This window comes from Mucilaginibacter sp. L3T2-6 (genome assembly GCF_030519355.1).
Taxonomy (GTDB): Bacteria; Bacteroidota; Bacteroidia; order Sphingobacteriales; family Sphingobacteriaceae; genus Mucilaginibacter.
The window spans coordinates 1-16,026 of sequence record NZ_JAUMKC010000033.1; the positions used below are offsets into that span (position 1 = coordinate 1).

Here is a 16,026-nt window from a genome sequence, read left to right on the forward strand (position 1 = left end):
ACGGAGGATTGGGTAAAAGACTGCTGGCTGTGGATGTACAGAGGCGCCTGGCTGGAGTTTGAGACCTGGGAGATCGAAATGGCGGTGCCGTTATCGCCGCAGGAAGTGATCCGCAAGCGCAATGCGATCTTTAAGCACCAAAGCCAAAAAGACCGCCCGGTGTTCCCGGGGGATGATGCCAGGGAGTTCTGGGTGAGGGCCGAAGACCGCACCCGGGAAACCGCCCATGCTTATGATAAGCTGGGTATGGCAGAATATGAGGCCATGGAGGCGTTCGTACGATACCACTATTAAACATAATAAACTTTGTCATTGCAAGGAACGAAGCAATCTCGTCACCATACATCAGCCACGTGCATAGTTCGCCACGTATAACGACGAGGTTGCTTCGTCGTTCCTCCTCGCAATGACAAAACTTTTCTATAATCTTTATTAATTGATGTAATCGTTCCAGAAATAAACCATGGAACCACAAAACAATCAGTGAAATCAAATCTTAAAAAATGTTAAATCCCATAATCTTAGTTGTAAGTGAGATATCCGTTTTGCATCTTAGCGGATTATTCCTGATTAATTGAGATGAGATTAAACTATAAAATTACGGCAGCTGCTTTGGCGCTGCTGATGGTTTCGGGCGGAGCGTTCGCACAAGTAAAGAGAAAGCCGGTTGTATCGCCAAAAAATAAACCGGCAGGCGTTGAGCGAAAACATATATCTCCTGCAGCTGCGAACAATCTTCCTGTCGACCCGGATGTTATTATCGGCAAGCTTCCGAATGGCTTAACTTATTACGTTAGAAAAAATACACAGCCGCAAAAGCGTGCTGAACTATTCCTGGTGAATAAAGTCGGCTCTGTTTTGGAGACCGACGACCAGCAAGGTCTCGCGCATTTTACTGAACACATGGCCTTTAATGGTACACGCGACTTTCCGAAAAATGATTTAGTAAACTTTCTTCAAAAATCAGGCGTGCGGTTTGGAGCCGATTTGAATGCTTATACGTCTTTCGATGAAACAGTTTACCAGTTGCCGTTGCCAACTGACAGTGTAGCGGTATTCGAAAAAGGTTTCAACATACTGGCCAACTGGGCAGCTTACGTTACCTTCGACCCGAAAGAGATTGACGACGAGCGCGGCGTTGTACTTGGCGAAAAGCTGGCCAACGGCAAAAATGCCCAGGAGCGTTTGAGTAACCAAACTTATCCTGTGTTGCTTAATAATTCGCGTTATGCGCAGCGCATCCCGATAGGAAAGGAAGATATATTAAAGAGCTTTAAGCCTGAAACCATTAAAAGCTTTTACCACGATTGGTACCGGCCAGACCTGCAGGCCGTGATTGCCGTCGGTGATTTTGATCCGGGCCGTGTTGTAGAGCTTATCAAAAGAAATTTTTCGTCCTTACAAAATCCTGCTAATGAAAAACCGCGTACGGTTTACTCAGTGCCGCCAACGCCTGGAACCGTTGTTAAAATAGCTACCGATAAAGAGTTTCCGTATACACTTGCGGAAATTATTGTAAAACACCCGGAGACTACCGTAAGAACCTCAAGTGATTTACTGCAGAGCATCCGCGTGCAGCTGTTCAATCAAATGCTGAATGACCGCATGAGTGAACTGACGCAAAAGCCAACCCCGCCGTTCATTTTTGGTCAAAGCACTTACGCGCCCTTCATCGGCCGGCAGGACGCGTTTACAACCATTGCTGTGGCTAAAACGGGAGGCCTGGAAACAGCCATAAAGGCTGCCGTGGCCGAAACTGAACGTGTACGAAAGTTCGGCTTTACACTTACCGAATTGGAACGGGCTAAGCAAACCGCCCTGGCCGGCATCGACAATGCTTTTCGCGAGCGCGATAAAACCCCCTCATCAAATTTTGTTGGCCAATACCAGCAAAACTTTATCAATGGCGAAGCCGTCCCTGCAATATCCTTTGAATATAATTTCTATCTGAACAATATCAATAAAATTACCCTGGCCGAGCTAAATGCTATGGCCGGCAAGTTTGTAAGCGATCAGAACCGGGTAGTTATTGTTGAAGGCCCTGAAAGCGAAAAGGACAAGCTGCCAAATGAAAAGACGATACTGGACTGGATAAGCAATGCCGGCAAGGATGTAACCGCCTATGTTGACAATACAACCGATAAACCGCTACTGGCAGAATTGCCGAAAGCTGGAAAGATTACCGATGTTAAAGCTGACAGCCTGATAGGTACCACAACATTCACATTGAGCAATGGTATAAAGGTTATCCTGAAGCCTACTAAATTTAAGAATGACCAGGTGCTGATAAACGGTTATAGCTTTGGCGGTACATCGCTGGCCAGCGATGAGGACTATACATCGGCAGAAATGGCGGGCGGAATTATCGGCAGCAGCGGTATAGCTGATTTTACCCAGATACAACTGAACAAAATACTAAGCGCTAAAAATCTGAGCGTGTCGCCGTATATAAGTGATGTTGCGCAGGGCATAACAGCCAGCACAACACCAAAGGATTTTGAAACTGCCATGCAGCTGATCTATCTTTATTTTACCAATCCGCGCAAGGATGCCGATGTATGGGAAGCAAATATAAACCAGACAAGCGCCCTGATCGCCAACCGGGGACTCAATCCCGGCAGCGTGTTCCAGGACACGATTTCGGCAACCCTGAACAACCATAACTTCAGGGAAATGGTAGTTACGCCCGAAAGACTGAAGAAAGCAACACTGGACAAAGCCTATTCATTTTATAAAGACCGGTTTGCCGATGCCAGCGGCTTTACTTTTACATTTATAGGCAACTTTGATGTTGAGGTGCTAAAACCTTATATTGAAGCTTATTTAGCCAGCCTGCCATCAACCAATAAAAAAGAAACCTATAAAAACTTAAACATAGTTCCGCCTGCAGGGCAGATTACCAAAACGGTAAATAAGGGTATTGGCGACAAGGCCACCGTTCAGATGGTACTGAGCGGCCCATATGAATACAATGACGCCAATAATATGCAGATTGATGCCCTTGAAGAGATATTACAGATACGGTTGCTGGAGCGCCTGCGCGAAAAAGATGGGGGCACCTACGCGCCCGGCGTAAGGGCAAGCTATAAAAAGATACCAAACAGCCGTTACAGCTTTAACATATCATTTACCTGTGCGCCTGCTGATGTGGACAGACTTATAGCAGATGCGCTTGATGGAATAAACAAGCTGAAGCAAAACGGCGCAGCACAGGCCGATATAGATAAGTTTGTAGCTGAAGATGCGCGTTCGACCCAGGTTCAGATGAAAGAAAATATATTCTGGGCGGGTTACCTGGGTGCTGCTGCACAAAACCAGGAAAACCCGGATAATATACTCAAACACGTAAGCAACCTGGGTAATGTAACACCGCAAAGCACCAAAGAAGCAGCTAACAAATATTTAAGCGGTAACAATTTGATTAAGTTCATCCTGCTGCCTGAAAAGGCTGCGGAGCCGGAGAAGAAATAAGAAGTGCACTTTTGACACAGGACAGGCTTACGAAGTTCCACAAACTTCGTAAGCCTTGCTTAGATCTCATTCTTAAGCCTTCCGGCAAATTCCCTTACGTCCTCAAACGTATTATTAAACGAGAACATTAACCTGGTCTCGCTTTTTTCGTCATTCCAAAAATAAAAGTTGGCATACTGCTGCATTTTGTCGTATAGCTCTCGCGGCATATTTAAAAAAACTGCATTGGTTTCAACAGGGTAGGCTATCGTAACAGATGGAATTGTCGCAACCAGTTTTTCAAATTCCTTAGCCAGGCTGTTTGTGTGCGCCGCTATTTCGTGCCACAAATTGTCCTGCAGCAGCCGTTTAAACTGCGCTGCAATAAACCTGTTTTTTGAGGCCAGCTGCATGCTTCTTTTTAAATTGAATTTGTAAGGATTATTGACGGCCGGATTAAAAAACACTACCGCCTCGCCAAACATCAGGCCGGTTTTGGTGCCGCCTAATGTAAGTACGTCAAGGCCGACCTCGCGACTTAACCCTGGCAGGGAAATATCCAGGCTTACCGCAGCATTAAAAAAGCGGGCCCCGTCTACGTGCAGCACCATGTTATGTTCCGAACAAAGCTGTTTAATTGCTTTTAGTTCACCAACCGTGTAAACCGTGCCATATTCTGTAGGCTGGGTAATTGACACCACTTTTGGCTGCGGATGATGCACATCGCCTATCCGTTTGATGGCTTTTTTTAGTTCAGCCACGATAATTTTTCCATCGGCCGATTTTACCGGGTACAACCTGCATCCGAGCATTGTTTCCGGCGCATTTCCTTCGTCAACATACAGGTGAGCGACATCTGAGCATAAAACAGAATGATGCCTTTCGACCATACAACTCAATCCGAAATTGTTGGCGCCGGTTCCGTTAAAAACAAAGAAAACTTCAAGGTCGTTACCAAAAATCCTTTTAAATAGCTGAGAGGCTTCAAGGGTAATTTCATCATTTCCATAGGACGGCTGGTTGCCGGTATTTACATCAGTAAGCGCTTCCATTATCCGGGGATGTACCGGGGCATAATTCTCGCTCGCGAAGTTGATTTTATCTGGCATCTGTTAACGGATTTTAATCTTCAAAAATAAGATAGCTTTATTTAAAATCACATCCCCGCCTGGCCCCGGCTTTTGGTTGGTTACGTCAACCCCGATAGCAGGTTTAAAAAATTCACGCGGCTGGCCATTGATATGATATAACTTTTCAGCGGTGATATTAAAGCCAATTTTTGTATTTGGCATTTCAAAGCTGTAAACGGCGCCATTTAACCGGGCCATTTCTGTGCCGATTACCGTAGCGCGCTTCATGCCATCGAATGCAATGGTAATACCTTCTGCAATGCTGCCTGTCCAATGGTCGGCAAGAATAACAAGCGGGCGCGTATAAGCAACGCCGCGTGGCGAAACAATTTCTATCCAGCTTCTTTTAATACCGGTTTCCAGTTCTTCGCCCGGCAATTCGTGTTTTTGGTAGATGTGTTCTTTGGTGATGAACCTGCCCAGGATAGCCCTTGCTACGGAGGTATTGCCGCCGCTGGGCGTTTCCCGTAAATCGATGATCATCGCCCTGGTTTTCAATAAGGTATTCAGTACGCTGTCGAATTTTGCGATAAGGCTGTTATCGAACAGGAAGTTATTGATCTTTATATAGCCAATACCGCCAATCTGCTGCGACTCGATCATGGCGTTGTAATGCACATCTTCCAGCGCCAGCCCATCTTCATCGGGGAAATAATCTTTTATAGCATTACCGGCTTTAAGCGTTATTTTTCTTTTGGTGAAGTGGTCGCCGGCCAGCACCAGCCGCAAAGCAAAGCTTTTTGCTTCGTTGCTGGTGTTGTGACCCATAAAGGGCTTAACAGCCTCTTCAACAGGTACATCATTTACTGCAATTACCTGCATTCCCGCTTTAACGCCAGCCTTTTCTGCACCAAACCCTTTTCGCACTTCCCTGATCACAGGCTTACCATTTAAATAATCCGCCCACATATCGGCTGATGTCGGTACCAACCGCCTTGAAAATTTGGTATTTGTGCGCAGCGAGCAATGGTGGTCGTACAATTCGTATATGGCATCCTCGAGCAAGGTAACGAATGAATTACGGGAGGTGACGGTATCTGCCCGCTGACGGTAAGAGTTTTTAAGGTACTTCCAGTTGATTTGCTTTTTAGCGAAGTAGGCGTAATTACTGTCGATGGTATTCCAGAAATAATTAAAGTCTTGTTTGAACTGTTTGGAAGTGTAAGACTGGGCAATGGCATTCGCCGAAGTGAGCGCCAGGATGAGGGTGATGAGCTTTTTCATTTTACCAATATTTTGATAAGCTACCTTATGGTAACCAGGACAAAATTACCCGGGAGGCTTAGGCTTCTATTGTAAAATATTGCAGGATTTATTGGCCTGTTTTATAAGCAACCGGCGATATGCCTGTGAATTTTTTAAATTGATTACAGAAATGCGCCACGTCGTAAAAGCCCAGGTCGATAGCTACGGCAAGCAGATCGTGGCCAGTGGCCAGCATTTGTTTACTTTTTTCGATGCGTTTCAGGTTGAAATAATTGTTGGGCGACATACCGGTTTGAGATTTGAATATCCGCAGGAATTTAAATTTATCGATACCAAATTTTTTGGCCGCTTCGGTAAGTGAGAATTTCAGGTGATCTTCAGCCAGGTATTCTTCGAATAGCTGATAATCGGCATCATCTTCGCCGGGCTTGTCAGCGCCATAACTGGCCGACAACAGGTGCAGCGTTTCACCAAACTTTTGTTCACAATTTGCTGCATCGGCGCCGGATTTAATCTGCTGTGCAAGGATGTTTAATTGATTAAATAATCTGTTATCGTCAATTACATTATCATTAAATACAACTCCTTTCCTGCCATCACCATGACTTAAAAAATCAGGCGAGAGGTAAAAGGTAAAAAAGGATACGCTGTTGCCGCTTTCAAACGGATTGGCATGTATCTCCAGCGGGTTGGTTATCAATATGCTGCCCGGAGCAGCGCTTATATCTTTGTCCTTCAGCCTGCTTTGAAAAACACCGTCGTACACCAGGGTAATGTTAAATGTAGGATGAAAATGCGCCGGGAACGACACCTTGTGATTGGTGGCATCCAGGGCTTCCAGGCCATCAAATAAAGGTGTTTTGTAGAATTTAGAGCCGGTGGGTTTCATGCGGATACATGGGGAATAAGGTAATGCAAATCTTCATATTGTTTGATGAGCAACAATGCAGTTTGCAATTGTTTTCCCTCTTCGCTGTCAGGTTCTAAATTTAGATCGAATTGGTTGTCTATCCAATTTAGCATTTGCTCGTATTCGCTTTCCGTATTCATGATTTGTAAATCCATGCTTTTTTGCCGTCGTTTGCTTTACGAATATAAGCATAGATTTTCTTTGCCGGCAATGCCCCCATTAGGGGGCAAATATTGGTAGAAAAAAGCAAAATAGGATTAATCGCTCCGTAGGTGCGTAACCTGCATGCCGTGTTACGCACCTACGGAGCGCATGTATTGTTGGTTATCATTTCTACCAATATTTTGCTCCTAACGGAGCAACGGGAAAATTGCGGCGGGCGGATACCATTGACTAAATATTACTGGAAATTTATGTATTATATATTCACCGCCATCAAAATTAAGTGCATCACCATGTGGGTTAAAACGGCCGCCTCGAAACCTTTCTTAACGAATAGATAGCCTGTTACCACGGCCGCGCCAAAATTTAAAGCGCCTAAATAAATCTCCATTGCAGGGCTAAACGCTGAATTAAAATGAAATAATACCACAAAGAAAAGCCCGCTGATGATGATGGATAACCAGTTGTTTTTTATCAGCAGGAACAGCCCTGAAAGGAGGAATAAATGCGATATCGTCTCGGTAACCAGCGGTGCCCACACAGAGGTATCCACCCGGACAAGAATAGAGCCTTTGTTGATTGGCGGGTGCATAAAATAATTGCCAAGCAAGGTTGCCCCGGCAACCACCACGCCAATAAAAACCGAAGTACCCACGATGCCTTTTACTTTATTATTGCTGATGTTTTCGCCAAGTTCCCAGTTTCTTAATATGGGCATGGGTATATCAAGCTTGTCGCTAAAAACCAGGCCCGCCCAGCCGGTTAAGGCCACAACAACCATCGATCCCAGTGTGAAAATAACCGTAGTGCGTAAAATCAGGCCGCTCCTGATCGTTTCATCGCCGGCAACTATGAAGGGAATAAATAAAAAGGAGCCAATAAGTGTAAGCAGCAGTAGCAGTAAAAGCCTTTTTTTAATTTTCATGGTGGGGCGAGCCTTTTTTCTCTATAAATTTAAGTTGTTCCGGCGTTAGTTGCAGTTTCTCAGACTTCCCGACTAATTTACAACTTAAACCGTGCCGCCAGCATTTCTTTAATTTTTTCCCGGTTCAGCTTTGATATCGGGATTTTAATTCCATCATTCAGCAATAAGCTGCCGCCGTCTTCACGAAGCCAGCTTTTTATGTACGCCGTGTTAACCAGATGCGACTGGTGCGTGCGCAAAAAGTTATTTTGAAGAGATCCGGATTTGTAATTATTTTATAATTTAAAAGCCCCGAAAGGGCGCCCCACCATCAGCGATGGGCATCGCCCATCGACACATAAACAATCAAGCAACCAAATCACAATATGGGACAATCTCTCGTAAAAAATTATATGCACATTATATTTAGCACAAAAAATCGTGAACCATTGATTTCGGAATCTTTTGAAACTGAACTGCATAATGTTTTAGGAAATATTTGTAAAAAACAGGATTGCCAGCCGGTTAAAATAGGCGGTTATACCGATCATGTGCATATCCTATGCATGATGTCGAAGAAAATTACGCTAATTACGCTGCTTGAAAAAGTAAAAGGACAATCATCAAAATGGATGAAAACCCAGGATGAATCATTGGCCAATTTTTATTGGCAAGATGGGTATGGGGCATTTTCAGTTTCCCCGCGAGACGTTGAAAAAGTTAAGGCATATATTGCGAATCAGCATGAACATCATAGTAAGCAATCTTTCCAGGATGAATATCGCAGGATACTTAAACGGTATGATGCGGAATATGATGAACGATATATTTGGGACTGATGTATTAGAATGTCGTCGTTAAGCGATGGGCGATGCCCATCGCTGATGGTGCGGCACCCTTTCAGGGCTTTTGAATCGCAAAAGCATTATCCCGTTACCTTCGCTTGCCAATGCAGCGCATCGCCCTGCGCCATCAGGACAGGTTTTGAATGTAATATTTATCATCAAAACCCCTCTGTAACGGTTTTGCTATCCTTTCCGCTTTTACCTTTTAGCTTTCGCCTCAAACCCATACCTTTGCAGCTGCAAAAATACAAATACCATGAGTTTCAGAATTGAACACGATACCATGGGCGAGGTACAGGTACCTGCCGACAAATACTGGGGCGCGCAAACCGAGCGTTCGCGTAATAACTTTAAAATTGGCCCGGAAGCATCAATGCCGAAGGAAATCATCGCCGCCTTTGCTTATCTGAAAAAGGCAGCTGCCTATACCAACACCGACTGCGGCGTATTACCAGCGGAAAAACGCGACCTGATTGCACAGGTATGCGACGAGATACTGTCAGGTTCGCTGGCCGGAGAATTTCCATTGGTGATCTGGCAAACAGGATCGGGGACACAATCGAATATGAATGTGAACGAAGTTGTAGCCAATCGGGCGCATGTTTTGGCAGGTAATAAACTGGGTGAAGGAAAAACCTTTATTCATCCGAACGATGATGTGAACAAATCGCAGTCATCAAATGATACTTATCCAACCGCTATGCACATCGCTGCCTATAAAATGGTAATAGATGTTACCATACCCGGCATCGAAAAGCTGCGCGACACGCTGAAAGCAAAATCTGAGGCATTTAAAAGCGTGGTGAAAATTGGCCGTACACACCTGATGGACGCCACCCCGCTCACCCTGGGCCAGGAATTTTCGGGCTATGTATCGCAGTTGGAGCATGGTTTGAAAGCATTGCGCAATACGCTCGACCATCTTTCTGAACTGGCCCTTGGCGGTACTGCCGTAGGTACCGGCATCAATACGCCAAAAGGATATGATGTTAAGGTTGCTGAATATATCGCCAAGTTTACTGGCTTGCCCTTCCGCACTGCCGAGAATAAATTTGAGGCGCTGGCTGCGCATGACGCTATTGTGGAAAGCCATGGCGCATTGAAGCAGATCGCCGTATCTTTAATGAAAATTGCTAACGATATCCGCATGCTGGCTTCGGGCCCGCGCTCGGGTATCGGCGAAATACATATCCCGGATAACGAACCGGGTTCATCCATTATGCCGGGCAAGGTTAACCCAACCCAAAATGAGGCGGTTACCATGGTGGCTGCCCAGGTTATGGGTAACGACGTTGCTATATCTGTAGGCGGTGCTAACGGTCACTATGAGCTGAATGTATTCAAGCCGGTAATGGCGGCTAACTTTTTGCAGTCGGCAAGGTTAATTGGCGATGCCTGCGTGTCGTTTAACGACCATTGCGCGGTTGGCATAGAACCGAATTACGATGGTATCAAAAAGCATCTGGAAAACTCACTGATGCTGGTTACCGCGCTTAATCCGCATATCGGCTATGAAAATGCCGCTAAAATCGCCAAAAAAGCATTAAAGGAAAACCTGTCGCTGCGTGAGTCGGCTTTGGCGTTAAACCTGCTGACCAACGAACAATTTGACCAATGGGTACGCCCTGAAGATATGATTGGCAGCTTGAAATAATTTAAACGAGAGCCGGGAAATTTCGCATGCCGCAGGTACGCCACATAACTGTTATGCATAATTGCGATGTTCCGTACCTGCGGCCAATGTCATCAAGTTTAGGGAAATAATATCGAATAATGAATTTCGAATATCCAAACGACGAAGTATTGTTCCTTCATTATTCGATATTCAAAATTCGATGTCCGATATTTTTATTCCTTAAAAGCCTAACTTAATGACATTGACTATTGCACGGCAGAGGTTTTGATTCTTTTTTACCAATATTCGACCCTTGCGGGTTCATGATATAGTTAATTATTAGCGCTCTAAAGGAAGTAATTCATACTCATGCAAAGCACCTTTCGCCTTTCGGCTTTTACCTTTTGCCTCCTTACGTCAGGCTTGTTGCTTTCTGCTTTCTTTTCCTCCTGCGGCTTTAATCCAGATAAACAAACAACCGGACAAAGCTGGCTGCAAGGTGAGTGGCGGCAGGACTCGGTCCCCGCACAAAAGCAGTTGCTTACTTATTCATTGTATGACCTTAAGTTTAGCTGCGACTCGTTTTTTGTAAAAATACATACCTATAGCAAGGTAAATACGAGCGGCGACAGCTGCATGGCATCTGGCAAATGGACGGAGTACTGGAAAGGCACCTACCAGCAGCGTCATGATACCCTGCGCATGAAAGGCGAATTTTGTAATGCTGATAAGAGCATTAAGGATGAGCACTCCTGTTTGCGCTTCGGTACTTATGAAGAGTATTTCAAAATCACCCAAAAAAGCGATTCGCTGCTGCAATTAGCAAGTATATCAAACGTAATACCGATTAAAGCGCATTTGATCAAAAGGACATCATGCGTTCCAAAACCGTTGTAATATGAAAGCAAGATTTTTTAAAATTATCGCATTGGGACTAGCCCTTTTTTACGTGCCGCTGCAATCAATGGCATGGGGCACACAAGGCCACCGCATTTGCGGACAAATTGCCAGCAGCTACTTAACCCCGCAGGCCCGAAAAGCTATTAAGGAAATTTTAGGCAATGAGTCTATCGCCATGGCCAGCAACTGGGCCGATTTCATCAAGTCGGATGATAATTACAGGTATCTGTCGTCATGGCATTATATCGACTTTGATAAGTCTTATTCACTGGCCGAAATGCAGGCGTTTCTGGCGCACGACGACAAGGTTGATGCCTATACCAAAATGAATTTCCTGATAAGCGAACTGAAGAAGAAGGATTTAAGCAAGGAAAATAAACTGCTTTACCTGCGTATGCTGATCCATATTGTTGAAGACGTGCACCAGCCTATGCATACAGCCCACACTGAAGACAAAGGAGGCAATGATGTTAAGGTAAAATGGTTTAATAATGATACCAACCTGCATTCCATCTGGGATTCGCAGCTGATAGATTTTCAGCAATTAAGCTATACAGAATACGCAACCGCTATCAATCATACTTCTGCCGCTCAGCGCGCCGAATGGCAGAAAGCGCCGGTATCGCAATGGCTGTACGAATCGAACCAGTTAGCCGAAAAAATCTACGCAGATCCGCTGCTTAAGGCTCCTCTGGGCTATAAATATAATTTTGCTTACCTCGAAACCCTTAACAACCAACTGCTGAAAGGCGGTGTGCGATTGGCCGGCGTTTTGAATGATATTTTTCGTTAATTTTTAAGGCGAAAGGTTAAAGGTAAAAGCCGGAAGGTTATATGTCGTCTTAATTGCCTTTAACCTTTTACCTTTCAGCTTTAACATACTTAACAGATGAAAATCCTCATGGTTTGCCTTGGCAATATCTGCCGTTCGCCGCTGGCACATGGCATAATGGAATATATGGCCCGGGAACAGGGCCTCGACTTGGAAATCGATTCTGCCGGTACCGGTGACTGGCACGTAGGTGAGGGCCCTGACCGGCGGTCGACCCGCACTGCCCGCGAACATGGCATCGACATCACTAACCAGGTTTGCCGTTTATTCCGGGTAAGCGACTTTGATTACTATGACCATATCTTCGTAATGGATAACAATAACCTGCGGGATGTATTGTCGCTGGCCCGTAATGAGGACGACCGCATAAAAGTAAAGTTGCTGCTTCGCGATAAAATTGTGCCCGACCCTTATTTTGACGATGCCCAGTTCGAGCCGGTGTTTCATATGATTGAAAAAGGGTGCAGGGAGATAATAGAGGAGCTGGTTTGATTTGCCAATCACGATATTTGAGATGCCTCACCCAATCCTCTGCAAATCAGCGGGCTCATTATTCCTGCGGCATATACATCAACCGCTTCTTAAAATAAGCGTCCCAGCTTTGCTGCTGCGTGCGGTTCTGCATGTGCTGTGTGTCGGCGTCGTAATCTAAATTAAGCTGCTTGTATTTGGCGTCGATGCGGTCGAAGATAGCCTGTGCCGCCGATTGGTAATTGGCATAGAAAACGGTTTTATGAAATTCCCGCAGTAGCTCCTGCTGCTCCATATAAGCAATAGTGTAATGCCCCTGTTCATGTTTCAGCACCTCGGCCAATAATGACGGAGATGTTACGCGCGACCTGTCCAGCCACGACTTATAGTTATTAAGCGTAAGCCCCACATTAAAATCAAGCAGGTAATAATTTCTTTCGCGGCGGGCCTGGTAATTAAAGCTTATCGAACAGTTGGTATAAGCTACGGTAAACTGGTCGCTGCGCGGCATGCCTTTAAAATCATCAGCTGTTAGCTGGTGAAACTGTTGTGTTTGGGCTGATGCATAGCTAATTCCAAACAGGCCTAGCAGGGTAAAGTAAATCAATCTCACAAATCTTTCTTTTTTAAAGTCAGCAATCAAGAGCCGCGAATCAAGAGTTTTAAAAACAAAAACTATAAGAAGATGTGGTTAGCTACACCTGCCTAAGCAATAGTGCCATGTTCAATCTTGGTCACTGGTTTTTGTATCCTGGTTCTGCTCTTAAATTATTTACCTTTCGACGCAGTAGCGTTCATTTGGTTTAATGCCATCATCTGTTTCATGGTTTGCTGCATGGCATCGGTCGAGCCGTCGAGGAATATAACGTTGCCTTTTGAGTTTTCGGCGAAGTGTTTGATCGATTCTGTCCACATGGTGAATAGAATAACGGAAGTATCCATGTTTGCTTCCTTCATCTCTTTTGCTGCTACCGACATACCCTTGGCCACTTCCTCGCGGAATAAAGCCACGCCTTGTCCGCGCAGCTGCGATGCCTGGCGCTCAGCCTCTGCTGAAATTTTGATAGCGTTACCTTCTGCTTCAGCAGCTTTGGTTTTGGTGATCAACAGGGCCTGGCCTTCATTCTCGGCGGCGGCCTTCAGGTTGTTAGAAGCCACAACCTGGCTCATGGATTTCATTACTACATCGTCGAACGTAATATCATTCAGCTGCAGATCCTGCAGGTGATAGCCCCAGCCTTCCAGTATCACATCCAGCTGCTCTTTTACATGCTCGGTGATCTCGCGTCGCAATATCAATACTTCCGACTGCCGTTTGGTGGCTACAAATGCGCGGATAGAGCCTTCAACGGTACGGATAAGCGCCTGCATCAGGTTACGCTCGTCCACAAATTTAAAGGCCACATTTTTAATGGTTTCTTCCTGCTGGTCCAGTACCGAATATAACAGCATCGCCTTAAAGTAAACATTGGCCTGATCGAAGGTTACGGCCTGAAACTCCAGTTCAACAGAGCGGTTCTGGATAGATATTTTTGAATAGATGTTTTCGATGAAGGGGAGCTTAAAGTTAAGGCCCGGTGTAAGTATGCGGCGGTACTTGCCGAACACAGTAATCACTACGATAGTGCCTTGTTTTACAGACACAAATGAAGAAAATACAATCACCAGTAAAATAAAAATAACGATCAAAAAAGTGTATTCTGCGGCCATATCGGTTAATATTTAGATATTATAAATGTAGAATAAATTATTGGTGTGCTATTTGTTTTTGGAAAAAAGCTTAATAAAAAAGCACATCAGCTATGAACTTAAAACGAACCTTTGGGGCTATCCTTAGTATACTGGGGATTGCCGGATTGATTTACACCGGGGCGGAAATTATTAACCGCGGCGCCGGTATTACAACACTTTGTGTGATTGGAGTTATATCCATCCTGTTTTTTTTAACGGGGATTAGTTTGGTAAGGACTACCAAAGATGAAGCAAACTAATACCGGAACCGGGACTAAACGGATTTTATTGATTAAAACTGATTTAGATTAACCGGCCATGAAGGTGGGTTCCCCTCCTTTGAGAGGGGCGGGGGTGTGTTCGTCGCCATGCATTAAAGTCCAACCTTGCGTGCTGTAAAGCATGGGGGCCGGACTGCTCCCGCCACTTCAACTGCATACTTTCCCCCAGGGGTGAGTTGTTCGCAGCCTTTTATTCAGCCTTCGCAATCCTCCCATCATCACTAATAGACAGTCCTGACTGCGGGAAATCGGTTTCCGTAAGGAATTTGATGCGCCTGGCTGCGGTATTCAGGCTATCGAGCTGCAGGCCGTTATAGTGCGTTTGCTGTGCCGAAATGATCCTGCCGTTTAAAAATTCTCCTTTTTTATTCACGTTTACTTTTAGTATGGGCGCCAGGCCGCAAATGCCGGCAACGCTTACGTTGGTATAAGTGCAAAAATTCCCCAGGCTATAGGCTATCAGCCGGCCTTTATACAATTCCATGGCGCGGCATACGTGGGGGCCATTGCCAAAAACCAGGTCGGCGCCGGCATCGATGGCTGCGTGGGCGAAGGCGTGGACGTCGCCCCGTTTTTCGGTAAAGAAACTCTCCATCCGGAAAGGGACGTGCTCGAAATTTATACCCTCGCCGCCGCCGTGGAAGGATACGATCACCACATCGCAGTGCTGTTTAAGTTCCTGTATCAGTTCACGGGCGCTGGGCAGGTCGAGAATAGATTCGGTATTGGCATTGGGGGCAAAGGCGCAAAAGCCGTAGGTAACACCGTTTATTTTGAATACCGAGGATGGACGGCTGGCCTGTCCGCCATAGGCAATGCCCATACTATCCAGCACCTTCATGGTATTTACGCGGCCGGTATCGCCAAAATCGCCGATGTGGTTATTGGCCAAACTAAGCACCTTAAATCCGGCTGCCTTTATAACCGATGCGTATTTCTCCGGGCTGCGGAACAGATAGCCTTTACTTCGGAAGTGCAACTTATAATTCGCAGGCTCGCCCTTATCAAGCAGGGTGCCTTCCAGGTTGCCAAAAGTTACATCGGCGCTTTGCAGGTGGCCGAGCACGTTTTTAAAACTGTTGCGTGCGCTGTCGGCGGGGAGGGTGCGGCTGTCCGGGTACGAGGTGCCCAGCATAATATCGCCCACGGCGGCTATGCAAAACGAGTCGCGCTGTATGGTATCGTGTTTAACAGGTGGCGGTGCTTTTTTAACGGGAGCAGGTTTGGCCTGGGCCTGGTAATTATCGATGCCGGTGTTTTGCAATTGGCTGCAGGAAGAAAATAGGAGTACTGTTGCTGTAACAAACAACAGGCAAGTTTTTATCAAATCCACTTTTCTTTTCTGCGCGGTATTCAAGCGATGATGGGGCCATTACATCGAAGCGAAAATAGGGATTTTTGTTGGGATGAAGAACTGGGTTTTTGCACAGACCGAGGGGGCTCCGGCCTGCGACATGTGCCTGACCTTGAACCTCGGGATAACACCACTGCATATCGTGGTTGTCATCCCAAACCTCGCTATATCGTGCCGAAAAAGAGTTAGATTGAATAGTAAGATATTGATTTTCAGTGTTGTGTATTATTGGTAT

General features: G+C 45.5%; 15 protein-coding genes and 2 pseudogenes. 8 read left to right on the plus strand and 9 right to left on the minus strand.

All coding sequences use genetic code 11. The features are described 5' to 3' along the window. A pseudogene (locus tag Q3W13_RS24050) lies at positions 1–294 on the plus strand (glucosamine-6-phosphate deaminase); the annotation flags it as partial. Positions 295–579: 285 nt separating this feature from the next. After that, positions 580–3,471 carry a pitrilysin family protein gene (locus Q3W13_RS24055; RefSeq protein WP_302868411.1) on the plus strand — a complete coding sequence of 964 codons (2,892 nt, stop codon included), beginning with the start codon at positions 580–582 and terminating at the stop codon, positions 3,469–3,471. Between the two features lie 59 nt (positions 3,472–3,530). On the opposite strand, the gene Q3W13_RS24060 is transcribed toward Q3W13_RS24055, so the two are convergent. The 6 genes and pseudogenes from Q3W13_RS24060 to Q3W13_RS24085 all read right to left on the minus strand — a co-directional run. Further along, complete coding sequence (locus Q3W13_RS24060; protein ID WP_302868413.1) at positions 3,531–4,559, minus strand: low specificity L-threonine aldolase; 1,029 nt, start codon at positions 4,557–4,559, stop codon at positions 3,531–3,533. Positions 4,560–4,562: 3 nt separating this feature from the next. Continuing rightward, complete coding sequence (locus Q3W13_RS24065) at positions 4,563–5,804, minus strand: S41 family peptidase (protein ID WP_302868414.1); 1,242 nt, start codon at positions 5,802–5,804, stop codon at positions 4,563–4,565. An 88-nt stretch (positions 5,805–5,892) separates the two neighbouring features. After that, on the minus strand, positions 5,893–6,675 hold the full coding sequence (locus Q3W13_RS24070; protein ID WP_302868416.1) for an AraC family transcriptional regulator: 783 nt from the start codon (positions 6,673–6,675) through the stop codon (positions 5,893–5,895). Further along, on the minus strand, positions 6,672–6,851 hold the full coding sequence (locus Q3W13_RS24075) for a hypothetical protein (RefSeq protein ID WP_302868418.1): 180 nt from the start codon (positions 6,849–6,851) through the stop codon (positions 6,672–6,674). Before Q3W13_RS24075 ends, Q3W13_RS24070 begins: the two co-directional genes overlap by 4 nt. A 263-nt stretch (positions 6,852–7,114) precedes the next feature. After that, complete coding sequence (locus tag Q3W13_RS24080; RefSeq protein ID WP_302868420.1) at positions 7,115–7,783, minus strand: hypothetical protein; 669 nt, start codon at positions 7,781–7,783, stop codon at positions 7,115–7,117. Positions 7,784–7,860: 77 nt separating this feature from the next. Continuing rightward, positions 7,861–8,025: pseudogene (locus Q3W13_RS24085) on the minus strand (LytTR family transcriptional regulator DNA-binding domain-containing protein); the annotation flags it as partial. 123 nt (positions 8,026–8,148) lie between these two features. On the opposite strand from Q3W13_RS24085, the gene tnpA reads away from it, so the two are divergent. The 5 genes from tnpA to Q3W13_RS24110 all read left to right on the plus strand — a co-directional run bounded on the left by tnpA (position 8,149) and on the right by Q3W13_RS24110 (position 12,446). After that, positions 8,149–8,601 carry an IS200/IS605 family transposase gene (gene tnpA / locus Q3W13_RS24090; RefSeq protein WP_302868422.1) on the plus strand — a complete coding sequence of 151 codons (453 nt, stop codon included), beginning with the start codon at positions 8,149–8,151 and terminating at the stop codon, positions 8,599–8,601. Positions 8,602–8,863: 262 nt separating this feature from the next. Next, positions 8,864–10,261: a class II fumarate hydratase gene (gene fumC, locus Q3W13_RS24095; RefSeq protein ID WP_302868423.1), complete on the plus strand. Its 1,398-nt coding sequence runs from the start codon at positions 8,864–8,866 to the stop codon at positions 10,259–10,261. A 330-nt stretch (positions 10,262–10,591) separates the two neighbouring features. Then, positions 10,592–11,119: a fumarate hydratase gene (locus Q3W13_RS24100; protein WP_302868424.1), complete on the plus strand. Its 528-nt coding sequence runs from the start codon at positions 10,592–10,594 to the stop codon at positions 11,117–11,119. Between the two features lies 1 nt (position 11,120). Further along, positions 11,121–11,915 carry a S1/P1 nuclease gene (locus tag Q3W13_RS24105; RefSeq protein WP_302868426.1) on the plus strand — a complete coding sequence of 265 codons (795 nt, stop codon included), beginning with the start codon at positions 11,121–11,123 and terminating at the stop codon, positions 11,913–11,915. 96 nt (positions 11,916–12,011) lie between these two features. Beyond that, the gene (locus Q3W13_RS24110; protein WP_302868428.1) at positions 12,012–12,446 is read left to right on the plus strand and encodes a low molecular weight protein-tyrosine-phosphatase; all 435 of its coding nucleotides are present in this window, start codon (positions 12,012–12,014) and stop codon (positions 12,444–12,446) included. Between the two features lie 58 nt (positions 12,447–12,504). On the opposite strand, the gene Q3W13_RS24115 is transcribed toward Q3W13_RS24110, so the two are convergent. Together Q3W13_RS24115 and Q3W13_RS24120 are read right to left on the minus strand one after the other, a co-directional pair. After that, the gene (locus tag Q3W13_RS24115; RefSeq protein WP_302868429.1) at positions 12,505–13,038 is read right to left on the minus strand and encodes a hypothetical protein; all 534 of its coding nucleotides are present in this window, start codon (positions 13,036–13,038) and stop codon (positions 12,505–12,507) included. A 155-nt stretch (positions 13,039–13,193) separates the two neighbouring features. After that, on the minus strand, positions 13,194–14,135 hold the full coding sequence (locus Q3W13_RS24120; RefSeq protein WP_302868431.1) for an SPFH domain-containing protein: 942 nt from the start codon (positions 14,133–14,135) through the stop codon (positions 13,194–13,196). A 92-nt stretch (positions 14,136–14,227) separates the two neighbouring features. Between Q3W13_RS24120 and Q3W13_RS24125 the strand changes: the two genes are divergently transcribed. Further along, complete coding sequence (locus Q3W13_RS24125) at positions 14,228–14,416, plus strand: hypothetical protein (protein ID WP_302868433.1); 189 nt, start codon at positions 14,228–14,230, stop codon at positions 14,414–14,416. Between the two features lie 211 nt (positions 14,417–14,627). Here the strand turns inward: Q3W13_RS24125 and Q3W13_RS24130 are convergent, their stop codons facing one another. Beyond that, positions 14,628–15,746, minus strand: a complete 1,119-nt coding sequence (locus Q3W13_RS24130) for a CapA family protein (RefSeq protein ID WP_302868434.1) — start codon at positions 15,744–15,746, stop codon at positions 14,628–14,630. Positions 15,747–16,026: the final 280 nt, after the last annotated feature.